The organism is Kitasatospora sp. NPDC048239 (assembly GCF_043202015.1).
Classification (GTDB): Bacteria; Actinomycetota; Actinomycetes; order Streptomycetales; family Streptomycetaceae; genus Kitasatospora.
In genome coordinates, this window is record NZ_JBICZP010000002.1 from 821,773 (window position 1) to 845,174 (window position 23,402).

General features: G+C 71.5%; 18 protein-coding genes. 13 read left to right on the forward strand and 5 right to left on the reverse strand.

Annotated features, from left to right (window positions below; genetic code table 11):
• Positions 1 to 123 precede the first annotated feature (123 nt).
• Complete coding sequence (rlmN, locus tag ACGFZP_RS07690; protein WP_392929587.1) at positions 124 to 1,224, forward strand: 23S rRNA (adenine(2503)-C(2))-methyltransferase RlmN; 1,101 nt, start codon at positions 124 to 126, stop codon at positions 1,222 to 1,224.
• Between the two features lie 141 nt (positions 1,225 to 1,365).
• Here rlmN and ACGFZP_RS07695 read toward each other — a convergent pair whose 3' ends face one another.
• The 4 genes from ACGFZP_RS07695 to ACGFZP_RS07710 form a co-directional block, all read right to left on the reverse strand.
• Positions 1,366 to 2,517 carry a hypothetical protein gene (locus ACGFZP_RS07695; RefSeq protein ID WP_392929589.1) on the reverse strand — a complete coding sequence of 384 codons (1,152 nt, stop codon included), beginning with the start codon at positions 2,515 to 2,517 and terminating at the stop codon, positions 1,366 to 1,368.
• Positions 2,518 to 2,527: 10 nt separating this feature from the next.
• Entirely contained in the window at positions 2,528 to 3,304 is a 777-nt protein-coding gene (locus ACGFZP_RS07700; protein WP_392929591.1) for an ABC transporter ATP-binding protein, read from the reverse strand.
• Between the two features lie 221 nt (positions 3,305 to 3,525).
• Positions 3,526 to 4,920 carry an aspartate aminotransferase family protein gene (locus ACGFZP_RS07705; RefSeq protein ID WP_387950314.1) on the reverse strand — a complete coding sequence of 465 codons (1,395 nt, stop codon included), beginning with the start codon at positions 4,918 to 4,920 and terminating at the stop codon, positions 3,526 to 3,528.
• On the reverse strand, positions 4,917 to 5,390 hold the full coding sequence (locus ACGFZP_RS07710) for an Lrp/AsnC family transcriptional regulator (RefSeq protein ID WP_030306695.1): 474 nt from the start codon (positions 5,388 to 5,390) through the stop codon (positions 4,917 to 4,919). Before ACGFZP_RS07710 ends, ACGFZP_RS07705 begins: the two co-directional genes overlap by 4 nt.
• Positions 5,391 to 5,687: 297 nt before the next feature.
• On the opposite strand from ACGFZP_RS07710, the gene ACGFZP_RS07715 reads away from it, so the two are divergent.
• The 3 genes from ACGFZP_RS07715 (at position 5,688) to ACGFZP_RS07725 (ending at position 10,013) form a co-directional block, all read left to right on the forward strand.
• On the forward strand, positions 5,688 to 7,133 hold the full coding sequence (locus tag ACGFZP_RS07715; RefSeq protein WP_392929593.1) for a gamma-aminobutyraldehyde dehydrogenase: 1,446 nt from the start codon (positions 5,688 to 5,690) through the stop codon (positions 7,131 to 7,133).
• A 255-nt stretch (positions 7,134 to 7,388) separates the two neighbouring features.
• A complete protein-coding gene (locus ACGFZP_RS07720) occupies positions 7,389 to 8,747 on the forward strand; it encodes an aspartate aminotransferase family protein (RefSeq protein ID WP_392929595.1) in 1,359 nt (452 codons plus the stop codon).
• A gap of 66 nt (positions 8,748 to 8,813) precedes the next feature.
• The gene (locus ACGFZP_RS07725; RefSeq protein WP_392929597.1) at positions 8,814 to 10,013 is read left to right on the forward strand and encodes a spermidine/putrescine ABC transporter substrate-binding protein; all 1,200 of its coding nucleotides are present in this window, start codon (positions 8,814 to 8,816) and stop codon (positions 10,011 to 10,013) included.
• A gap of 78 nt (positions 10,014 to 10,091) precedes the next feature.
• Here ACGFZP_RS07725 and ACGFZP_RS07730 read toward each other — a convergent pair whose 3' ends face one another.
• Entirely contained in the window at positions 10,092 to 11,744 is a 1,653-nt protein-coding gene (locus ACGFZP_RS07730; RefSeq protein WP_392929599.1) for a PucR family transcriptional regulator, read from the reverse strand.
• 429 nt (positions 11,745 to 12,173) lie between these two features.
• On the opposite strand from ACGFZP_RS07730, the gene ACGFZP_RS07735 reads away from it, so the two are divergent.
• From ACGFZP_RS07735 to ACGFZP_RS07775, 9 genes are all read left to right on the forward strand, one after another.
• Positions 12,174 to 13,685, forward strand: a complete 1,512-nt coding sequence (locus ACGFZP_RS07735) for a gamma-aminobutyraldehyde dehydrogenase (RefSeq protein WP_392929602.1) — start codon at positions 12,174 to 12,176, stop codon at positions 13,683 to 13,685.
• A gap of 60 nt (positions 13,686 to 13,745) precedes the next feature.
• A complete protein-coding gene (locus ACGFZP_RS07740) occupies positions 13,746 to 14,999 on the forward strand; it encodes a spermidine/putrescine ABC transporter substrate-binding protein (RefSeq protein WP_392929604.1) in 1,254 nt (417 codons plus the stop codon).
• A gap of 37 nt (positions 15,000 to 15,036) precedes the next feature.
• The gene (locus ACGFZP_RS07745) at positions 15,037 to 16,179 is read left to right on the forward strand and encodes an ABC transporter ATP-binding protein (protein WP_392929606.1); all 1,143 of its coding nucleotides are present in this window, start codon (positions 15,037 to 15,039) and stop codon (positions 16,177 to 16,179) included.
• On the forward strand, positions 16,176 to 17,120 hold the full coding sequence (locus ACGFZP_RS07750) for an ABC transporter permease (protein ID WP_392929609.1): 945 nt from the start codon (positions 16,176 to 16,178) through the stop codon (positions 17,118 to 17,120). Before ACGFZP_RS07745 ends, ACGFZP_RS07750 begins: the two co-directional genes overlap by 4 nt.
• Complete coding sequence (locus ACGFZP_RS07755; RefSeq protein WP_387950328.1) at positions 17,120 to 17,923, forward strand: ABC transporter permease; 804 nt, start codon at positions 17,120 to 17,122, stop codon at positions 17,921 to 17,923. Before ACGFZP_RS07750 ends, ACGFZP_RS07755 begins: the two co-directional genes overlap by 1 nt.
• A gap of 124 nt (positions 17,924 to 18,047) precedes the next feature.
• Positions 18,048 to 19,442, forward strand: a complete 1,395-nt coding sequence (locus ACGFZP_RS07760) for an NAD(P)/FAD-dependent oxidoreductase (RefSeq protein ID WP_392929611.1) — start codon at positions 18,048 to 18,050, stop codon at positions 19,440 to 19,442.
• A gap of 324 nt (positions 19,443 to 19,766) precedes the next feature.
• Positions 19,767 to 20,198 carry a hypothetical protein gene (locus ACGFZP_RS07765; protein ID WP_392929613.1) on the forward strand — a complete coding sequence of 144 codons (432 nt, stop codon included), beginning with the start codon at positions 19,767 to 19,769 and terminating at the stop codon, positions 20,196 to 20,198.
• Positions 20,199 to 20,247: 49 nt separating this feature from the next.
• Positions 20,248 to 21,069 (forward strand): hypothetical protein, encoded by an 822-nt coding sequence (locus ACGFZP_RS07770; RefSeq protein WP_392929615.1) that lies wholly within the window; start codon positions 20,248 to 20,250, stop codon positions 21,067 to 21,069.
• A 209-nt stretch (positions 21,070 to 21,278) separates the two neighbouring features.
• On the forward strand, positions 21,279 to 22,802 hold the full coding sequence (locus tag ACGFZP_RS07775; protein ID WP_392929617.1) for a CoA-acylating methylmalonate-semialdehyde dehydrogenase: 1,524 nt from the start codon (positions 21,279 to 21,281) through the stop codon (positions 22,800 to 22,802).
• Positions 22,803 to 23,402 lie beyond the last annotated feature (600 nt).

Genomic DNA, 23,402 nt, shown 5'->3' on the forward strand with positions numbered 1-23,402 from the left:
GACGGGGCCGCCGACGGGCCGTCCGAGGACGGCAGACGATGACAGCCGATACCCAGGGGTGACGGTCGCCCCCGGGCCACGGGAGACGGGTTCGCTCCGTCGGTCTGCGACACTGGTCAGACCATGCCTAAGCCCGGAGAACTCACCTTTGTCGCGCCGCGCGGCTCCAAGCCCCCGCGACACCTCGCCGACCTGAGCCCCGCCGAGCGCAAGGAGGCCGTCGCCGAGCTGGGCGAGCAGCCGTTCCGCGCGAAGCAGCTCTCCAACCACTACTTCGGCCGGATGTCGAACGACCCGGCGAGCTGGTCGGACATCCCCGCCGCCAGCCGGGAGAAGCTCACCGAGAGCCTGCTGCCCGACCTGATGTCGGTGGTGCGGCACGTCTCGTGCGACGACGACACCACCCGCAAGACGCTGTGGAAGCTGTTCGACGGCACGCTCGTCGAGTCGGTGCTGATGCGCTACCCGGACCGGGTCACGATGTGCATCAGCTCGCAGGCCGGGTGCGGTATGAACTGCCCGTTCTGCGCCACCGGCCAGGCCGGTCTGACCCGCAACCTCTCCACGGCCGAGATCGTGGAGCAGATCGCCGCCGGGATGCGCGCGCTCAAGGCCGGTGAGATCCCGGGCGGCGAGGCGCGGCTCTCCAACGTGGTCTTCATGGGCATGGGCGAGCCGCTGGCGAACTACAACCGGGTGCTGGCCTCGATCCGCCGCCTCACCGACCCGGCGCCGGACGGCTTCGGCCTCTCCCAGCGCGGTATCACCGTGTCCACCGTCGGCCTGGTCCCGGCCATGAACCGGCTCGCCGACGAGGGTCTGAGCTGCCGCCTCGCGCTGTCGCTGCACGCCCCGGACGACGAGCTGCGCGACGAGCTGGTGCCGGTCAACACCCGGTGGAAGGTCGCCGAGGTGCTGGACGCGGCGTGGAACTACGCGGAGAAGTCCGGCCGCCGGATCTCCATCGAGTACGCGCTGATCAAGGACATCAACGACCAGGCGTGGCGGGCGGACCTGCTCGGCCGACTGATCAAGAACCACCGGGTGCACGTCAACCTGATCCCGCTGAACCCGACCCCGGGGTCCAAGTGGACGGCCTCGCGGCCCGAGGACGAGCGCGAGTTCGTCCGCCGGCTGCAGTCGCACGGTGTGCCGACCACCGTCCGCGACACCCGCGGCCAGGAGATCGACGGCGCCTGCGGTCAGCTGGCAGCGGCGGGCTGAGCAGGCGGTCCCAGCGCAGGCGGGGCCGAGCAGGCGGGGCCGGGCAGAGCCGGCCTGAGCAAGCAGGGCCGCGCACGCGGGCGGCCACCGGGAGCCGGGCTGGAGCCGGGCTGGAGCCTGGGTCGGACCGAAGGTCCGGGCTCAGGCCAGCCCGGCGGCCGCCAGAACGGCGGTCAGCCCGCCGGTGACCAGCAGAACGGTGCCGGCGGCCAGGGTCCGCAGCGCGACGGCGCCGAACAGCAGCCGGGGCGCGGCGCCGAGCCGCAGCAGCGCGTCGGTGACATCCCGACGGGCGGTGCGGACCTCGGCCAGCCGCGCCACCACGGCCGCCGCCGTGCAGCCCAGCACCAGGCAGGCCTCGATCGCGGGCAGCGCGTCGGCGCTGCCGGGGGTGCCGATCCAGTAGCGGATGGTCGTGAGCACCATCGCGAGGGCCAGGGTGAGGACGGCCAGCGGCGGTCCGAGCCGGCGGGCCTGTGCGGTCAGCCCGCGCCCGGCCAGCAGCCGCAGCGGGGTCGGGCGGCCGAGCGCGAGCAGCCGCCCGGTCCAGGACAGCAGCGGCCCGGTGAGCAGCACGAGGCCGAGCGCGCACGCGGCCCAGCCGCCGAGCGCGGCGGTGCTGGTACTGCCGAGGCCGGCCGGAAGGCGGATCGGTCGGCCGTCGGCGGCGGAGCCGGGCCGCAGCGCGATCAGTTCCAGGGCGAGGCCGGTGACGGCCAGGCCGACCGGCAGCGCGATGCGCAGCGGGCTGAAGCCGGTCGGTACCGGGCGGCGGCCGCCGGGCAGGGCCTCGGCGAGCGGTACCGCGCTAGCCGCGGCGAATCCGGCGGTCAGGGGCACCAGGGCGAGCAGCGTGACGGGTGCGGCGGCGGGCAGCGGGACGCCCATACCGAGGTCGGGGGCGAGCTCGGGCCCGGCGATGTCGTTGCGCAGCACCAGGAAGACCAGCAGGGTCAGCGCGCTGCCGAGGGTGCAGGCGAGCGCGATCTCCCCGGCGATCAGGGCGCGGATCCGGGCGGCCCCGGCCCCGGCGGCGGTCAGACCGGTGATCCGTTCGGGCCGCTGGGCGGGGACGGCGCGGGCGGCGACGGCGGCGAACCAGGCGACGGCGGCCAGCGGCGGCAGGCACCAGAGCAGCCGGACCAGGGCGTCGCCGGGGCCGATCGGGTCGCTCATCGCCCGGCCGAGCGCGCGCAGCAGGAAACCCGCGACCACCGCCCCGGCGAGGGCGGTGAGCAGCCAGCGGCCGAGGTCGAGTGCCCGGTAGCCCCGGGCCAGACGGAGATAGAACACGTCGACTCTTTCAGCGGCGCCGGGCCGACACGGCGGACGCTCCGACCGCTCCCGGCGTGCCGGCGGCCCCGGCGCCGCCGGGGAGGCCGCGTGGGACGGGGGCGGCGGGGGCGGTGAGCCGTCCGTCGAGGAGGGCGACGGAGCGGTCGGCGAACCGGACGAGCTCGGGGTCGTGGGTCGCGAGGACGAGGGTGAGCTGGTGCGAGCGCGCCGCGCTGGTCAGTATCCGCAGGACCTGGTCGGCGGCCTCGCGGTGCAGCGGCGCGGTGGGGTCGTCGGCGAAGACGACCGGCGGCAGCGGGGCGAGCGCGCGGGCGACGGCGATCCGCTGCCGCTGGCTCTGGACGAGCCGCTCGGGCCGCTGCTTGGCGATCTCGCCGACGTCGAGGCGGTCCAGCCACTCGTCGGCGGCGGTGTACGCGGCCTTGCTGCCGGCGCCGGCCAGCAGCAGGGGGAGGGCGACGTTCTCCCGGGCGGTCAGCTCGGGCACCAGGTGCGGTTCGGAGCCGACGAAGCCGAAGCGGTCGCGGCGCAGTCGCTCGCGGCCCGAGCGGCCCAGGGTGTGCACCGGGGCGCTGTTGAACCAGACCTCCCCCTCGTCGACCGGGAGGTGGGCGGAGAGGCAGCCGAGCAGGGTGCTCTTGCCGGAGCCGCGCGGGCCGGTGACGGCCAGTACCTCGCCCTCCCGGACGCCGAGCGAGATGCCGCGCAGGGCGGGGGTGCCGTGATGGGACTTGACGATCCCCCGGGCCCACAGCACGTCGTTGTCAGGCGGGGCCGCTGACATGAGGTTCCATCCTGGGTGGCCGCAGGGATATGACAGTCGTCAGATTAGAACGATCGGGACGAGGCGCGGTTGCGGCGCACTGGTCCATCAAGGGCAAATCACCCGTAATCAGGCGTGTTTGATCGCCAGGATCGGGGAGATCAGCGGAAAAACGCCTAAGGGCGGTCCCGCGGGAGGCGGGACCGCCCTTAGGCGGAGGGTGGGGAAGAAGGATCAGGTGGTCAGATCTTCGCCCACGCGTCGGTGAGGCTGGTCCGCAGGATCTGCTCGATCTCGTCGAAGGTCGACTGGTCGGAGATCAGCGGCGGGGCCAGCTGGATGACCGGGTCGCCACGGTCGTCGGCGCGGCAGTACAGGCCGTTGTCGAAGAGCGCCTTCGACAGGAAGCCGTAGAGCACGCGCTCGACCTCGTCGTCGTTGAACGACTCCTTGGTGACCTTGTCCTTCACGAGCTCGATGCCGTAGAAGTACCCGTTGCCGCGGACGTCGCCGACGATCGGCAGGTCGCGGAGCTTGTCCAGGGTGCCGAGGAAGTTCGCCTCGTTGTCCAGCACGTGCTGGTTCAGGCCCTCGCGCTCGAAGATGTCGAGGTTGGCCAGCGCCACCGCGGAGGAGACCGGGTGGCCGCCGAAGGTGTAGCCGTGCAGGAAGGTGTTGTCACCCTTGTAGAACGGCTCGGCGAGGCGGTCCGAGATGATCGTGGCGCCGATCGGGGAGTAGCCCGAGGTCATGCCCTTGGCGCAGGTGATCATGTCGGGCTGGTAGCCGAACTTGTCGGCGCCGAACATGGTGCCCAGGCGGCCGAAGGCGCAGATGACCTCGTCCGAGACCAGCAGCACGTCGTGGCGGTCGCAGATCTCGCGCAGGCGCTGGAAGTACCCGGGCGGCGGCGGGAAGCAGCCGCCGGCGTTCTGCACCGGCTCGACGAAGACGGCGGCGACGGTCTCGGCGCCCTCGTTGAGGATGGCCACCTCGATCTCGTCGGCGCACCAGCGGCCGTAGGCCTCGGGGTCGACCGTGCCGTCGGGGCCGGCCAGGAAGGCCGGGGCGCGGTAGATGTTGGTGTTCGGGGCCTTGTGGGTGCCCGGCACCAGCGGCTCGAACGGGGCCTTCAGGCCCGGCAGGCCGGTGATGGACAGGGCGCCCTGCGGGGTGCCGTGGTAGGCGACCGCACGCGAGATGACCTTGTACTTGGTCGGCTTGCCGGTCAGCTTGAAGTACTGCTTGGCAAGCTTCCAGGCGGTCTCGACGGCCTCGCCGCCACCGGTGGAGAAGAAGACCTTGTTCAGGTCGCCCGGGGCGTAGTTGGCCAGGCGCTCGGCCAGCTCGACGGCCTTCGGGTGGGCGTAGCTCCACACCGGGAAGAAGGCGAGCTCCTTGGCCTGCTTGGCAGCGGCCTCGGCGAGCTCCTCGCGGCCGTGACCGGCCTGGACGACGAACAGGCCGGCGAGGCCGTCGAGGTACTTGCGGCCCTTGTCGTCCCAGACGTAGGTGCCCTCGCCCTTGACGATCGTCGGCACGGGGGAGTTCTCGTACGACGACATGCGGGTGAAGTGCATCCACAGGTGGTCGTAGGCGGTCTTGGAAAGGTCCTTCTGCGCCGGGTCGGCTGTCATCGGGTGCCCCAGGTGTAGGTCTGTTTCCGGAGCTTCAGGTAAACGAAGCTCTCGGTGCTCCGCACGCCGGGAAGCGCGCGGATGCGCTTGTTGATCATTTCGAGCAGGTGCTCGTCGTCCTCGCAGACCAGTTCGGCCAGGAGGTCGAACGAGCCTGCGGTGCAGACGACGTAGTCGACCTCGTCGAGGGCGGCCAGCGCGTCGGCGACGGGCTCGATGTCGCCTTCGACGCGGATCCCGACCATCGCCTGGCGGGTGAAGCCGACGGTGAGCGGGTCCGTGACGGCGACGATCTGCATCACGCCTTGGTCGAGCAGCTTCTGGACGCGCTGTCGTACGGCCGCCTCGGACAGGCCGACGGCCTTGCCGATGGCTGCGTACGGGCGGCGCCCGTCCTCCTGGAGCTGCTCGATGATCGCCTTGGAGGCGGCGTCGAGGGGAACGCTGGCGTTCCGGTCGCGGTTGGCCACGCCGCAACTGTGCCTGATCGTTCCCCTGTTCGCAAGCGCGGATACTGCTGATTTCGTCGTGATCTTGGAAATCCCATACGGATTTCATCGCTCTTCGTTGCTCGGCCTGTCGATACCGGCAGTTGTCCGGCTACCCTGGCCCGGTACGCGCGCACCCCCGCAGCGGAGCGCGCGTTCCGCCAACAGTGGACCGCGCCACACCGGGCCCGGCCACTCGGCGCCCTTCGTCCGGCGGACCTGCCGACGTACCATGGCGCCGGATTCTGCAACGCCGCAGGCCCAGACCGAGGAGAGACCGTGAGCGACCTTCGCACGCTGCGCAACTACATCAACGGTGAGTTCGTCGATGCGGCGGACGGCCGCACGCTCGACATCGTGGACCCCACCACCGGCGAGGTCTACGCGACGTCCCCGCTTTCCGGCGCCTCCGACGTCGACGCCGCCATGGCCGCCGCCGCCGCCGCGTTCCCGGCCTGGCGCGATGCCACCCCCAGCACCCGGCAGAAGCTGCTCCTCAAGATCGCGGACGCGGTCGAGGCGCGTGCCGACGAGATCGTCGACACCGAGGTCCGCAACACCGGCAAGCCGCGGGCGCTGACCCTCTCCGAGGAGATCGGTCCGATGGTGGACCAGATCCGCTTCTTCGCCGGTGCCGCCCGCCTGCTGGAGGGCAAGGCCGCCGGTGAGTACATGGACGGGATGACCTCGATCGTCCGCCGCGAGCCGGTCGGCGTCTGCGCCCAGGTCGCGCCGTGGAACTACCCGATGATGATGGCCGTCTGGAAGTTCGCCCCGGCCATCGCCGCCGGCAACACCGTCGTGCTCAAGCCCTCGGACACCACCCCGGCCTCCACCGTGCTGCTCGCCGACATCATCGGCGGCGTGCTCAAGGAGCTGGACCTGCCGGCCGGCGTCTTCAACGTGATCTGCGGCGACCGCGAGACCGGCAAGGCCATGGTCGAGCACCCCACCCCGGCGATGGCCTCCATCACCGGCTCGGTGCGCGCCGGCATCTCGGTGGCCGAGTCCGCCGCCAAGGACGTCAAGCGCGTCCACCTGGAGCTGGGCGGCAAGGCCCCGGTCGTGGTCTTCGAGGACGCCGACATCGCCGAGGCGGTCGAGGGCATCTCGGTGGCCGGCTTCTTCAACGCGGGCCAGGACTGCACCGCCGCCACCCGCGTGCTGGTGCACGAGTCGATCCACGACGCCTTCGTGGAGGCGCTGGCCAAGGCCGCCGCCGAGACCAAGACCGGTGGCGTGGACGACGAGGACGTGCTCTACGGCCCGCTGAACAACGCCAACCAGCTGCAGCAGGTCACCGGCTTCATCGAGCGCCTGCCGGCGCACGCCAAGGTCGAGGCCGGTGGCCACCGGGTCGGCGACAAGGGCTACTTCTACGCCCCGACCGTCGTCTCCGGCCTGAACCAGGACGACGAGATCATCCAGAACGAGGTCTTCGGCCCGGTCATCACCGTGCAGAAGTTCTCCGACGAGGAGCAGGCCGTCGGCTACGCCAACGGCGTCGAGTACGCGCTGGCCTCCTCGGTGTGGACCAAGGACCACGCCCGTGCCATGCGGATGTCGCGCCTCCTGGACTTCGGCTGCGTCTGGATCAACACCCACATCCCGCTGGTCGCCGAGATGCCGCACGGCGGTTTCAAGAAGTCCGGCTACGGCAAGGACCTCTCCTCGTACGGCTTCGAGGACTACACCCGCGTGAAGCACGTCATGACCGCGTTCTAGGTCGTGACCGTTCAGCGCAGGATGACCGCGTTCTAGGTCGTGACCGTTCAGCGCAGGATGGCCGCGTTCCAGGTCGTGACCGTTCAGCGCAGGATGCCTGCGATCTGATCGATCGTCCGAGGATCGTGTGATCTGACAATGGGCCCGGGTCTTTTCGACCCGGGCCCTGTGTCTTGTCACCCTGTCGGCCGTTCGCGTGACCGCCTGACAAGATGAACCTGCATTTCGCGGGTGGGACTCCCTAGCCTTACCGGCATGAGCATCCCCACCGCTGACTCAGCCGCCGGACAGGCGGTCAAGGCCGCCGACCGCGCGCACGTCTTCCACTCGTGGTCCGCCCAGGCGCTGATCGACCCCCTCGCGGTGGCCGGCGCCGAGGGCTCGTACTTCTGGGACTACGACGGCAACCGCTACCTCGACTTCTCGTCGCAGCTGGTGAACACCAACATCGGGCACCAGCACCCGAAGGTGGTCGCCGCGATCCAGGAGCAGGCGGCGAAGCTCTGCACCATCGCGCCCGGCTTCGCGGTCGAGTCGCGCAGCGAGGCCGCACGGCTGATCGCCGAGCGCACGCCCGGCGACCTCGACAAGATCTTCTTCACCAACGGCGGCGCCGAGGCCAACGAGAACGCCATCCGGATGGCCCGGCTGCACACCGGCCGGCAGAAGATCATGTCGACCTACCGCTCGTACCATGGCGCCACCGCCAACGCGATCGCCCTCACCGGCGACCCGCGCCGCTGGGCCAACGAGACCGGCGTCTCCGGCGTCGTCCACTTCTGGGGACCGTACGCCTACCGCTCCAACTTCCACGCCGAGAGCGAGGCGCAGGAGTGCGAGCGCGCGCTGGAGCACCTGGAGCAGGTGATCGCGTTCGAGGGGCCGGGCACCATCGCGGCGATCATCCTGGAGACCGTGGTCGGCACCGCGGGCATCCTGATCCCGCCGCCGGGCTACCTGGCCGGGGTGCGCGAGATCTGCGACCGCTACGGCATCGTCTTCATCCTGGACGAGGTGATGGCCGGCTTCGGCCGCACCGGCGAGTGGTTCGCCGCCGACCACTGGGGTGTCACGCCCGACCTGCTCACCTTCGCCAAGGGCGTCAACTCCGGCTACGTCCCGCTGGGCGGGGTGGCGATCAGTGCGAAGATCGCCGCCGACTTCGCCGAGCGGCCGTTCCCCGGCGGGCTCACCTACTCCGGCCACCCGCTGGCCTGCGCCTCGGCCGTCGCCACCATCAACACGATGGTGGAGGAGGGCATCGTCGAGAACGCCCGGCACATCGGCGAGACCGTGATCGGCCCCGGTCTGCGCGAGCTGGCCGAGCGCCACCCGTCGATCGGCGAGGTCCGCGGCCTCGGCGTGTTCTGGGCGCTGGACCTGGTGAAGGACCGCGCCACCCGCGAGCCGCTGGTGCCGTACAACGCGGCGGGCGCCGCCAACGCGCCGATGGCCGAACTGGCCGCCGCCTGCAAGCAGCGCGGGCTCTGGCCGTTCGTCAACATGAACCGCTTCCACGTCGTCCCGCCGTGCACGGTCACCGAGGAGGAGGCCAAGACCGGCCTCGCGGTACTCGACGAGGTGCTGTCGCTGACCGACGCGCACACCGTCTGACGTACCGACAGGACGGCCCCGGGTGCCCGTGCGCCCGGGGCCTTCCACGCTCCGGAGGATCCCCGTATGTCCAGCACCACCCTGACCCGCCGCCCCACCCGCCACCGCCGGCCGAGCCGTCGCGCGGTGCTCGGTGCCGCCGGGCTGCTCGGCGTCGGCACCCTGAGCGGCTGCGGCATCCCGTCCGCGTACGTCGCCGAGGACCGCCGCTCGGCGCCGGACCGCTCGGAACACGAGCGGCGGCTGTCCTTCTCCAACTGGACCCAGTACATCGACGTCGACGACAGCGGTCGGCGCCCGACCCTGGACGCCTTCACCGAGCGGACCGGGATCAAGGTCGCCTACACCGAGGACATCAACGACAACGACGAGTTCTTCGGGAAGATCGGCCCGGTCCTCACCCAGGGCACCGACCCCGGCCGCGACCTGATGGTGGTCAGCGACTGGATGGCCGGCCGCTACGTCTCGCTCGGCTGGGTGCAGGCCATGGACCGGGCGGGCATGCCCAACGTCGCGGCCCAGCTGGATCCGCAGCTCGCGGACCCGGCGTTCGACCCCGGCCGCCGGCGCAGCGTGCCGTGGCAGTCCGGGATCACCGGGATCGCGTACAACCGCAAGGAGCTCGGGCGCGAGATCAGGACCACCGCCGACCTCTGGGCGCCGGACCTCAAGGGTCGGGTCACCCTGTTCGCCGGGCTGGACGAGGCGCTCGGCCTGCTGATGCTCGCGCACGGCGCCGACCTCGCGGCCTTCACCTCGGACGACGCGCACCGCGCGATGGACCTGGTGCAGAAGCTGGTCGACTCCCGGCACATCCGCCGGTTCACCGGCAACGACTACACCAGCGACCTGGCCTCCGGCGCCGCGATCGCCTGCCAGGCCTACTCGGGCGACGCCGTCCAGCTGACCGCGGAGAACCCGGACATCGAGTTCGTGGTGCCCGAGGAGGGCGGAGAGCTGTGGGCGGAGAGCCTGCTGATCCCCAACCGGGCCGGCCACAAGCGGAACGCCGAGCTGCTGATCGACCACTACTACCAGCCCGAGGTGGCCGCCGAACTGGCCGCCGCCGTGCAGTACATCTGCCCGGTGCCCGCGGCCCGCGAGGTGCTGGCGGCGAGCGGGGACAAGGAGAAGGCCGAGCTGGCCGAGCACCCGCTGCTCTTCCCGACCGAGGAGATGCGGGCCCGGCTGCACACCATGCGCGACGTCTCCTCCGCCGAGCGCCCCGACCTGCACAAGGTCTGGGGGCGGATCACCGGGGTGTAGCGGGAGCGCCGCCCGGCCCGAGGGCACGCACCGTCCCTGGACGGCCGGGCGGCGCAGGGGCCGCCGAACGGGGTCGGCCTACCGCCGGACGGCGTCCAGGGCGAGCAGCGCGACGTGCAGGGAGAGGCAGGACTCCACCTGGTCGAGGTCGACGCCGAGGATCCGCTCGACCTTGTGCAGCCGGTCGTAGAAGGACGGCCGGGACAGGTGCGCGGCATCGGCCGCCGCGGACTTGTTCCGGCCCTGCTCCAGGTAGATCCGCAGCATCTGCACCAACTGGCTGTTGTGCTCGGCGTCGTAGGCGAGCAGCGGTCCGAGCTCCCGTTCGACGTAGGTCTGCAGCCGGGCGTCGTCGCGCAGCAGGTGCAGCAGACCGCGCAGCCGGACGTCGGGCAGCCGGTAGTAGGCGGCGGCGCGGCCGCCGGGGGCGTCGTGCAGGGCGGCGTCGGCGACCTGGGTGGCCTCCAGCAGGGTGCGCCGGGCGTCGCGGACCGAGCCGACGGAGGAGCCGGCCGCGACCACCGGTGCGGGCGCGGGGCCGGCGTCCCGGTGGGCCTCCGTCATCAGCCGGCGCAGCGCGGCGGAGAAGGAGTCGAGCGCGGCGTGCTCGTCCTGCTGGGCGCCGAGCGCGATCAGCACCCCCACGCCCTCGTCGTCCAGCGCGCCGACCAGTGCGGAGAGCCGGCAGCCGCGGATCGCGCCGGCCGCCAGCTCGGTGAAGTCGCGCAGCCGGGCCTGGGCCTCAAGCGCGGCCGGGATCGGTCCGCGCCGCTGGCGCAGCACCACCCCGACCAGGCGCCGGCCCTCCAGCGGGACGCCGAGCGCCTGGGCGCGCAGGGCCACCTCGGAGACGGTCAGCGCATGGGTGAGGATGCCGGAGAGCAGGGTGCGGTGGGTCTGGCGTTCCAGGCTCTCCCGGTCGCGGACCACCAGCCGGTTGAGCGCCAGGGCGGAGGCGCCGCGCTCCAGCAGCATCGCGTGCGGGTGGCTCTCGCCGTCCGGCAGGACGGCCGGGTCCTGGACCAGGACGAGCCGCCCCCAGTCCTGGCCGCGTGCGCCGACCGTGGTCACCAGCCAGCCGCTGCGCGGGTCGTGCCCGGTGCGCCCGGCGGGGCGGACCCCGCGCGAGCGGCGCTCCCAGTCCTCCAGCAGCTCGGTCTCGGGACGCCCGGCGGTGTCGTGGGCCAGCACCTGGTGGGCGAGGTTCTCCAGCACGACGGGCGCGCCGGCCATCCGGGCCACCTGCCGGACCACCTCGGCGGGTTCGGCGCCCTCCACCACCAGCTCGTTGAACACCTGGTGGACGGCCTCCGAGGCGCGCAGCTGCTCCAGCTGGGCGTTGACCACCAGGGCGTGCACGGCCTCGGTGACGGCGACGAAGCGCAGCTCGCGGCGGAGGGCGATCAGCGGCAGTCCGCGCTGCTCGGCGGCGTGCACCAGGGCGCGGGGGAGCGAGTCGAAGTAGCGCCGGCCGAACTCGATGACCAGGCCGGCCACACCCACCTCGGCCAGCTCGCGGACGTACCGGGCCAGCCCCTCGCGGTCCTCGGGCAGCGCGATGCCGGTGGTCAGCACCAGCTCGCCGCCCTGGAGCATGCCGGCGACGTCGGGCAGTTCGCTGACGTGGACCCAGCGGACCGGGCGTTCCAGGTGCTCGGCGCCGGCGACCACCTGGGGCAGGCCGCGCCGCATCACCTCGAGATCGAGAACGCGGGCGACGGTGGGGAGCATCGCAGGGCCTCCAGGGTTCAGAGTGTCAGGTAAATCATCCCTCCCGGCGACGACCTGTTGCCCTGCCCGAACCCTTCCACCCTGTAAGGCCCTTTGCGCCGAGGTTGGCGGAGTGACCCTTGTCACGCGCATCCGGCAGCGGGCATGGTCAGCGGGTCGGCTGTGGCGAAACACGGGCATCACCGTCGGAATCCGTCGCGTCACCGGAAAGCACCCGCGGAATCCCTTGCCGGGCCTCCGCGGGCCTGCCAGGATCGCGCACCTCGGTGATCGACCGGGCCGGATTCCCCCGTACCGCAAGCACGGCGACTCGACCAGTCGTACGAGGCCGGTACGGGCCCTCGCCCGCCGGCGCGTGCAGCATGACGGGGACCAACCGATCAGCACGCCATGCGGGCAGTCGAACCACCGGGCACATGGAGGAACCAGATGGACCTGACCGACTTCGGTGCGGGCGCGCAGTACATCGCGGGCCGGCAGAGCCGGGGCAGCGGTGATCCCTTCCAGGTCGTCAACCCGGCCGACGGCAGCGTGGTCGAGCGGATCACCCTGGCCTCCACCGGCGAGGTCGACGCGGCGGTGGCCGCCGCCCGGGCCGCGCTGCCCGAGTGGGCCGGCGCCACCCCCGGCGCCCGCTCCGAGGCGCTGACCCGGCTGGCCGCCGTCCTCACCGACGCCGCCGGGGACCTCGCCCGGGTGGAGACCTCGCAGACCGGCAAGCCGGTCAAGCTCGCCACCGAGTTCGACGTCCCCGGCACCATCGACAACGCCGCGTTCTTCGCCGGCGCGGCCCGGAACCTGGAGGGCAAGGCGGCCGGCGAGTACTCCGGCGACCACACCTCCTACGTGCGCCGCGAGGCGATCGGCGTGGTCGGCTCGATCTCGCCGTGGAACTACCCGCTGCAGATGGCCGCCTGGAAGATCCTCCCGGCGATCGCGGCGGGCAACACCATCGTCCTCAAGCCGGCCGAGCTGACGCCGCTGACCTCGCTGATGTTCGCCCGCGCCTGCACCGCGGCGGGCATCCCGGACGGTGTGGTGAACGTCGTCACCGGCGCCGGGCGCACCGCGGGGGAGCGCCTGGTCTCCCACCCGGACGTCGCGATGGTCTCCTTCACCGGCTCCACCCCGGTCGGCAGGCGGGTCGCCGAACTCGCCACCGCGACCGTCAAGCGCACCCACCTGGAACTCGGCGGCAAGGCCCCCTTCGTGGTCTTCGACGACGCGGACCTGGACGCCGCCGTGCACGGCGCGGTCGCCGCCTCGCTGATCAACACCGGCCAGGACTGCACCGCCGCCACCCGCGCCTACGTCCAGCGCCCGCTGTACGAGGCCTTCGTGGCCGGTGTCGCCGAGCTGTTCGGCGCGATCCGCCTCGGCGACCCGCTGAACCCGCAGACCGACCTCGGCCCGCTGGTCTCGCACGCCCACCGCGACCGGGTGGCCGGCTTCGTCGAGCGCGCCCGCGGGTACGCGACCGTGGTCACCGGCGGCCGCGCCCCCGAGAAGGGCCACGACGGCACCGACCTCACCCCCGGCGCCTACTACCTGCCGACCCTGATCACCGGCGCCGCCCAGGACAGCGAGGTGGTCCAGGGCGAGATCTTCGGCCCGGTCCTGGTCGTGCTGCCCTTCGACGGCGACGACGAGGGCCTGCGGCTGGCCAACGACACCCCCTACGGCCTGGCCGCCTCCGCCTGGACCGGCAACGTGCACCGCTCGCTGCGGGCCACCCGCGAGCTCGCGGCGGGCTGCGTCTGGATCAACGACCACATCCCGATCATCAGCGAGATGCCGCACGGCGGCTACAAGTCCTCCGGCTACGGCAAGGACATGTCGCAGTACTCGCTGGACGAGTACACCCAGGTCAAGCACGTCATGTTCGACACCACCGCGGTGGCCCGCAAGGACTGGCACCGCACCGTCTTCGGAGACAGATAACCCCTCGGGGCGCACCCCCGCCGCCCCGCCCCGACCTCTCGCCCCCAGGAGGCCCGTTCCATGGCGTTCAACGAGCTCACCGACGGTCTGTCGGAACCGGTCCGCAAGGCCTGGGAACGCAGCCTGACCAGCGGCCGGGCCGCACTCGGCCGCCGGACCCTGCTGCGCGCCGCCGCCCTCACCGCCGGGGCCGGCACCCTGGCCGCCTGCGGCATCCCGGCGGCGAAGACCGCCGGGACGGGCGACTCGACCGCGAACGCGGCCAAGGACCTCTCCGACAGCGAGAAGGAGGTCAACTTCTCCAACTGGCCGCTCTACGTCGACACCGACGAGAAGGACGCGGAGAAGCACGGCACCCTGGAGGCCTTCACCGAGGCCACCGGCATCAAGGTCCGGTACACCGAGGACGTCAACGACAACGTCGAGTTCTTCGGCAAGGTCAAGCCACAGCTCGCGGCCGGCCAGGACACCGGCCGCGACCTGATGGTGCTCACCGACTGGATGGCCGCCCGGATGATCCGGCTCGGCTGGGCGCAGAAGCTCAACCCGGCCAACGTCACCACCGCGATCACCACGATCGACTCCCGCTTCCGCGCCCCCGACTGGGACCCGGGCCGGCTCTACACCTACCCCTGGGCCGGCATCCAGGTGGTGATCGCCTACAACCGCAAGGCCACCAAGGGGAAGGAGGTCACCAGCGTCTCCCAGCTGCTGGACGACCCCGACCTCAAGGGCCGGGTCACCTTCCTCTCCGAGATGCGCGACAGCATCGGCATCACCCTGCTCGACATGGGCAAGGACCCGGCGAAGTTCACCGCCGACGACTACGACGCCGCGATCGCCCGGCTGCAGAAGGCCGTGGACAACAAGCAGATCCGCCGCTTCACCGGCAACGACTACGGCCAGGAGCTGTCCTCCGGCGACATCGCCGCCTGTGTGGCCTGGGGCGGCGACCTGATCCAACTGCGCGCCGACAACCCGGACATCGAGTTCGTCATACCGGAGAAGGGCTTTGTCACCTCGACCGACAACCTGCTCGTCCCGGCCAAGGCGCAGCACAAGGCGAACGCGGAAAAGCTGATCGACTTCTACTATCAGCCGAAGATCGCGGCGCAGCTGGTCGCGGGGATCGGCTTCGTCTCGGCCGTCACCGGGATGGCGGAGGAGCTCACCGCCCTCGACCCGGACACCGCGGCCAACCCCCTGGTCGTCCCCACCCCCGCGATGGCGTCCAAGGCGCACGTGTTCCGCACCCTCAACGAGACCGAGGAGAGCGCCTTCGAGGAGAAGTTCTCCAAGCTCATCGGCGCCTGACCCCCACTGACGGCAGAGACCCCAGAGAGACACCGCTATGACAGACCAGCTGCGCGACCCGGCCGCGGGCGGCGACGTCCGCCTCACCGGCATAGGCAAGACCTACGGCTCCTTCACCGCCGTGCACCCACTCGACCTGACCGTCCCCCAGGGGTCCTTCTTCGCCCTGCTCGGCGCCTCCGGCTGCGGCAAGACCACCACCCTGCGCATGATCGCCGGCCTGGAGGAGCCCACCAGCGGCACCGTCCTGATCGGCGGCCAGGACGTCACCGCACTGCCCCCGTACAAGCGGCCGGTGAACACCGTCTTCCAGAGCTACGCGCTCTTCCCGCACCTCGACATCTTCGAGAACGTCGCCTTCGGCCTGCGCAGGCGCGGCCGCAAGGACGTCAGGAAGCAGGTCGACGAGATGCTGGAGCTGGTCGAACTCGGCCAGTACGCCCGGCGCAAGCCGCACCAGCTCTCCGGCGGCCAGCAGCAGCGCGTCGCCGTCGCCCGCGCCCTGATCAACCACCCGCAGGTGCTCCTGCTGGACGAGCCGCTCGGCGCGCTCGACCTCAAGCTCCGCCGCCAGATGCAGCTGGAGCTCAAGCGCATCCAGACCGAGGTCGGCATCACCTTCGTGCACGTCACCCACGACCAGGAGGAGGCCATGACCATGGCCGACACCATCGCGGTGATGAACGGCGGCCGGGTCGAGCAGCTCGGTGCGCCCGCCGACCTCTACGAGAACCCCGCCACCACCTTCGTGGCCAACTTCCTCGGCCAGTCCAACCTGCTGCCCGCGGACGTCACCGGCAGCCAGGGCGGCGACCTGCTGCTCACCGCGGCCGGGGCCCGGCTGGCCGTGCCCAGGGCCCGGTGCGCCACCGACGCCACCAAGGTCCACCTCGGGGTGCGCCCGGAGAAGATCACCATCGAGCACGCCTCCGCCGAGGTCGCCGACGGCCGCAACCGGTTGGCCGGCACCGTTCTCGACTCCAGCTTCATCGGCGTCTCGACCCAGTACCTGGTGCGCATCGAGGGCGGCCAGGAGGTGGCGGTCTTCGAGCAGAACATGGAACGCGACGCCCGGATCACCGCCGGCGCCCCGGTCGTCCTGCACTGGAACCCGGCCCACTCCTTCGCCCTCGACGCCTCGCAGGCGATCGACGCGGGCACCGGGGAGGAGGCGGCGTGACCACCACCACCGCGGCGGCTCCGCCGCAGGCCGTACCCCCGGACGGGAGCGCGCTCGCGGAGCCGGCCCCGAAGCCCCGGCGAAAGCTCACCCCGTACTGGCTGCTGCTGCCCGGCATCGCCTGGCTCGTCGTCTTCTTCGCCGTGCCGATGGCCTACCAGGGCTCGACCTCGCTGCAGACCGGCACGCTGGAGGAGGGCTTCCGGGTCACCTGGCACTTCGCCACGTACTGGGACGCCCTGGTCGAGTACCGCTGGCACTTCGTCCGCTCGTTCGGCTACGCGGCCACCGCGACACTGATGTGCCTGGCGATCGGCTACCCGCTCGCCTACACGATCGCCTTCAAGGCGAGCAAGCGCTGGCGCAACGTCATCCTGATCCTGGTGATCGCGCCGTTCTTCACCAGCTTCCTGATCCGCACGCTGGCCTGGAAGACGATCCTCTCCGACGGCGGCCCGGTGGTCGGCGTGCTCAACACGCTGCACATCCTGGACGTCACCAGCGCGATCGGCCTCACCTCCGGCGACCGGGTGCTGGCCACGCCGCTCGCCGTGGTCTGCGGCCTGACCTACAACTTCCTGCCGTTCATGATCCTGCCGCTGTACACCTCGCTGGAGCGGATCGACCCGCGCCTGCACGAGGCGGCCGGCGACCTCTACGCCCGCCCGTTCACCACCTTCCGCAAGGTGACCTTCCCGATCTCGCTGCCCGGCGTGGTCGCGGGCACGCTGCTCACCTTCATCCCCGCCTCCGGCGACTACATCAACGCGCAGCTGCTGGGCTCGCCGAGCGAGCAGATGGTCGGCAACGGCATCCAGAAGCAGTTCCTGAACGTGCTCGACTACCCCACGGCAGCCGCCCTGAGCTTCATCCTGATGGCCCTGATCCTGGGCATGGTGACGGTCTACATGCGCAAGGCCGGGACGGAGGAACTGGTCTGATGTCCCGAGTGATCAAGTGGATCCGCGCGCACCTGGTCGTGCTGGCCGGCCTGCTGGCCCTCGCCTACCTGGTGCTGCCCAACCTGGTGGTGCTCGCCTTCTCGTTCAACAAGCCGGTCGGCAAGTTCAACTACGAGTGGTCCGAGTTCTCCACCGACGCCTGGACCAACCCGTGCGGCGTGGCCGACATGTGCCAGTCGCTCTCGCTGAGCCTCCAGGTCGCGGTGCTCGCCACCGTCGGCGCCACCGTGCTCGGTACCATGGTCGCCTTCGCGCTGGCCCGCTACCGCTTCCGCGGCCGCGCCGCCACCACCGCGATGATCTTCCTGCCGATGGCGATGCCCGAGGTGGTGATGGCCGCCTCGCTCGGCACGCTCTTCCTCAACATGCGCATCCCGTTCGGCTTCACCACCATCCTCATCGCGCACATCATGTTCTGCCTCAGCTTCGTGGTGACGGCGGTCAAGGCCCGCGTGATGAGCATGGACCCGAGGCTCGAACAGGCCGCCCAGGACCTCTACGCGACCCCGGTCCAGACCTTCCTGCGGGTCACCCTGCCGCTCGCCGCCCCGGGCATCGCGGCCGGCGCGCTGCTCAGCTTCGCGCTCTCCTTCGACGACTTCATCATCACCCAGTTCAACTCGGGCCCGACCACGGTCACCTTCCCGATGTTCGTCTGGGGCGCCTCGCAGCGCGGCATCCCGGTGCAGGTGAACGTCATCGGCACCGCGATGTTCATCGCCGCGGTCGCGCTGACCGTGGGCGGCCAGTGGCTGGGAAACCGCCGGAAGGCCACCGCCTGACCCCGGCCGCCCGACGCTCGACCGGGTCCGGACCCGCGCCTGACCCACGACCGGCGCACCCCCGACGTACCGTCGGGGGTGACCGGCAAACCATCCCCGATGTTCAGAAAGTGGCTGATAATGCATGGACTCCGCCCGCGCACTCAGTGACGCCAGGCCCACCCCCTTCTGGCTGGAGGACCCGGGCCGGCCGGCGGCGCTGCCCGCCCTGGTCGGCGACGCCAAGTGCGACCTGCTGGTCGTCGGCGGCGGCTACTCCGGCCTCTGGACCGCCCTCATCGCCAAGGAGCGCGACCCCTCGCTGGACGTCGTGCTGGTGGAGGGCAACGAGGTGGGCTGGGCCGCGTCCGGGCGCAACGGCGGATTCTGCGCGGCCAGCCTGACCCACGGCTTCGGCAACGGCCTGCAGCGCTGGCCCGCCGAACTCGGCCGGCTGGAACACCTCGGCGCCGCCAACCTCGACGGCATCGAGGCCACCCTCAAGCGCTACGGCATCGACGCCGAGTGGGAGCGCACCGGCGAGATCGACGTCGCCACCCAGCCCCACCAGCTCGCCGAGCTGCACGAGGTCGCCGAGGCCGTCGCCGAGTACGGCCTCGACGTCACCGTGCTCGACCGCGACGCCCTGCGCGCCGAGGTCGACTCACCCACCTTCCTCGGCGGGATCTGGGACAAGGAGGGCGTGGCGATGGTCCACCCCGCCAAGCTCGCCTGGGGCCTCAAGGCCGCCTGCCAGGCCCAGGGCGTCCGCATCTTCGAGCACACCCGGGCCCTGGACCTGAACGAGTACGGCAGCGGCATGGCCGTCCGCACCCCCTACGGGCGGGTCTTCGCCCGCCGGGTCGCGCTCGGCACCAACGTGTTCCCGTCCCTGGTCAAGCGGGTCCGCCCGTACGTCGTGCCGGTGTACGACTACGCGCTGATGACCGAGCCGCTCAGCGCCGAGCAGCTCGCCGCGATCGGCTGGCGCAACCGGCAGGGGCTCGGCGACAGCGCCAACAAGTTCCACTACTTCCGGCTCTCCGCCGACAACCGCATCCTCTGGGGCGGCTACGACGCGGTCTACAACTACGGCGGACACGTCCGCAGCGAGTACGACCAGCGACCGGAGACCTTCCGGACGCTGGCGCACAACTTCTTCCGCTGCTTCCCGCAGCTGGAGGGGCTGCGCTTCACCCACGCCTGGGGTGGCGCCATCGACACCTGCACCCGGTTCTCGGCGTTCTTCGACACCGCCTACCGCGGCCGGGTCGCCTACGCCGCCGGGTACACCGGCCTCGGCGTCGGCGCCACCCGGTTCGGCGCCGAGGTGATGCTCGACCTGCTGGCCGGGCAGCGCACCGAGCGCACCTCGCTGGAGATGGTGCGCACCAAGCCGCTGCCGTTCCCGCCCGAGCCGGTCCGCTGGGCCGGGATCGAGATCACCACCCGCTCGCTGGAGCGCGCCGACCGCACCGGCGGCCACCGCAACCTCTGGCTGCGCACGCTCGACCGGCTGGGCCTGGGCTTCGACAGCTGACCCGGCTCGCACCCCGGGCCCTGCCCCGGGCCGGGTCTGACGATTCCCGTCGGGCGCGCGGCGCCGGGCATCCTCCCCCAGCCTCCGGCCGGGAGGTACCCCACCTGAACGTACCGGCGAATCGGCCACGTACGACCCAGTACGAGGCCGATCCGCCGGCACGCCCAGCCGGGCGCCCAACACCGCACGCTGATCCGACGCGAATCGTCAGACCCGGCCCAGTTGTGTAAGAGAGACCCGCCGTCAGCCTCTCGTTGGTGACGGCGGGTCTCTGTTTCCCGCCGCGCTACGACCAGCGTCGGCGCTGAGAAACGGGGACACGACATGGAGAGCACCGGACTGCACTGGCTCGCCCAGGCGGCATCGGATCCGGAGGCCTTCCGGCTGCAGTGGGAGCGCACGGGCTTCGGGCCGGCGCTGCTCCCGGCCGGGCGGCGCTGGGACGTCCTCTCGGTACCCGGGCGCCTCGGCCGGCCGGCCCTCGACATCCTGGCGTCGGGCCCCTGCGGCCCGGTGCTCGCCGACGGAGGGGACGAGCACCTCGGCTTCCTCGTCCCCGTCGGCACCGCCGCCCGATGGATCGGCACCGGTGTGCGCTGCGCCGGCGAGGGCACCTGGATCGCCGTCCCGCACCCGGACCGGCGCAACCGCGGCCTGCGCTGGCTCGTCCCGCCGGACGGCTCCGGACGGCTCAACGACCCGGTCATGCTGGAGCTCGCCCTGCACGAGGCGGTGGCCCGGCTCACCGAGGGGTAGCGGCGGTCGCGTGGGCGCGCGGGACGGGCGGTCGCGTCAGACTGGAAGCGTGACCACCGCCCCGGACGCCGTCGACGCGTCCCTCCGCCCGGGCCCGGCCCAGTTGCGCCTCGTCGAGCTGGCCCGTCCCGTCTGCGACCGGCTGGGCCTCGCCCTGGCCGGCGGCCACGCGCTGCGCGCCCACGGGGTCTCGGCCTGCGCCCAGGACGGGATCACCCTGGTCACCAGCGGTGGGACGGAGCTCCCCCAGGCCGCCGACGAGCTGGCCGCGGCCTACCGGGCGGCCGGCGGCGGGGTCGCGGAGCGGCCGGGCAGCCCGCGGCTGGAGCAGCTCTCCGTCCGGCTGAGCCTGGGCGGGCGCACCCACGCGGTGGAGCTGCGCAAGGAACCGCTCGGCCACCGGCCGGTCCGGGTCGACCTCGGTGGAGGGCCCGAAGCGGCGCCGTTGGTGGTCACCGTCGTCGCCCTGGAGGACGCGGCCGCGCTGACCACCGCGCTGCTCGCCGACCGCGGCATGCCGCGGGACCTGATCGACGTGTACGCCCTGACCACCCTGTACCGGGAGGGCGAGCTGCTGGCGCTGGCCGGCGCCCTGGACGCGGACTTCCAGCCCACCGTGCTCGCCGACCGGCTGGAGACGCTGGCCGAGGCCGCCGACGGGCGGTTCCGGGCACGCGGCCTCGCCGGGGGTTCGGTCGGCGGGCTGAAGCGGTGGGCGCTGGCCTGGTCGCAGGACCTGCGGTTGGACCTGCTGGAGACCCAGGAGGCCGCCGACGGTCTGCACGACCCGTATCTGGAGGACGTGGAGGAGGTGGCCGAGGCCGCCGACGCGGTGGGCGAGGAGGGGGCTCCGGAGGCGGGGGAGGCCTGAGCCTCACCCGTTCGGAGTACCTGCCCGACGACCTGTAAGGCTGAATCCCTGATCCCCGTCAGCCTGTTCGTTGAGCCGGGCGGTGGCGGCGACCAGACTGGGTGATGAGCGCGGCAGCCCCGTGATCCCGTCGCCCGGCCCACCCGCGGGCGGCGTACCCAAGGGACCGCTGGCAGGACGCCGCCCGGGACTTCGGAGGAAGACGTACCTTGAGCAAGCACCTCATCCACTGGATCGGCGGCGAGGCGGTCGCCACCGCCGGTGCCGCGCCCCGCCGCGGTGACATCTTCGACCCGGCCACCGGCCAGGTCTCGGGACAGGTCGACTTCGCGGAGATCGCCGAGGTCGACCAGGCGGTGGCCGCAGCCGCCGCGGCGTTCGGCGAGTGGCGCAACGCCTCGGTCGCCAAGCGCTCCACCGTGCTCTTCAGCTTCCGCGAGCTGCTCAACGCCCGCCGGGACGAGCTGGCCGCGATCATCGTGGCCGAGCACGGCAAGGTGCACTCCGACGCGCTCGGCGAGATCGCCCGCGGCCTGGAGGTCGTCGAGTACGCCTGCGGTATCCCGCAGCTCGTCAAGGGCGGCTTCACCGAGCAGGCCTCGACCGGTATCGACGTCTACTCGATCCGCCAGCCGCTCGGCCCGGTCGCGATCATCTCGCCCTTCAACTTCCCGGCCATGGTGCCGATGTGGTTCTTCCCGATCGCCATCGCCGCGGGCAACACCGTCGTGCTGAAGCCCTCGGAGAAGGATCCCTCCGCGGCCAACTTCCTCGCCGAGCTGTGGAAGGAGGCCGGTCTGCCGGACGGCGTCTTCAACGTCGTGCACGGTGACAAGGTCGCCGTCGACCGGCTGCTGGAGCACCCCGACATCAAGTCGGTCAGCTTCGTCGGCTCCACCCCGATCGCCCGGTACGTCTACGAGACCGGTACCCGCTACGGCAAGCGCGTGCAGGCTCTCGGCGGCGCGAAGAACCACATGCTGGTGCTGCCCGACGCGGACCTGGACCTCAGCGCCGACGCCGCCATCAACGCCGGCTTCGGCGCGGCCGGCGAGCGCTGCATGGCGATCTCCGTGCTGGTCGCGGTCGACCCGATCGGCGACGAGCTGGTCGAGAAGATCAAGCAGCGGATGGCCACGCTGAAGGTCGGCCCGGGCTGCAACGGCGACTCCGAGATGGGCCCGCTGGTCACCGGCCAGCACCGGGACAAGGTCACCTCGTACGTCGAGTCCGGTGTCGCAGACGGCGCCGAGCTCGCCGTGGACGGCCGCAAGCACCCGATCACCACCGAGGACAGGAACGGCGCCCCGACGGCGGACGGCTTCTGGCTCGGCCCCACGCTGTTCGACCACGTGAAGCCGGGCATGTCCGTCTACAACGACGAGATCTTCGGCCCGGTGCTCTCGGTGGTGCGCGTCGACTCCTACGAGGAGGGCGTGGCGCTGATCAACGCCAACCCCTACGGCAACGGCACCGCCATCTTCACCAACGACGGCGGCGCGGCCCGGCGCTTCCAGTACGAGGTGGAGGTCGGCATGGTCGGCATCAACGTGCCGATCCCCGTCCCCGTCGCCTACTACTCCTTCGGCGGCTGGAAGGCCTCGCTGTTCGGCGACGCCCATGCGTACGGCCCGGACGGCGTGCAGTTCTTCACCCGCGGTAAGGCCGTCACCCAGCGCTGGCTCGACCCCTCGCACGGCGGCATCAACCTCGGCTTCCCGACCAACAGCTGAGCCACCCGCTCACCGTGAGCAGCCGGCCGGACCCTTCCCCCCAGGGTCCGGCCGGCTTCTTTGCGCTCCGTTTGCGTCCGCCTGCCGATGGGCGTAGTGTTCTCTAGTCGCTCGGCTGGGAGCACCGGACACGCATTGGCGCGGACGGTCCCGGGGCGGCCAATCCACTGAAACACCACTTCCCGGTTCGGGCCGGGTCGCGTCTTGTCGTTTTCGGCTTCGCGGCTCGGGTTGAATTCGGCGTGCACGTTTATATGGATTGTGGCTGGATTCGCTTTTCGAAGCGGGGCTCGGCTAAAGTGGGAAACGTCGGACAGGCCGTCAGGTCGGTTCGGTGAAAGCCTCCTGAGACCGGGAAGCGCGGAAAGGCACTGCAGAGTGATCTGGTAGAGTCGGAAGCGCCGAAAGGCTGAAGGACAGCGAGTCAGGGAAGCGAAACTCCGGTAAACGGAGCGGAGAACATCTGATAAGCTGGAAACACGAAAGAACGAAGCGCCCGGAGGGCCCGCTGGAAGGCGGTCCGAAGGAAGTGTCCGTTCCTTGAGAACTCAACAGCGTGCCAAAAGTCAACGCCAGATATGTTGACATCCCCGGCCTCGA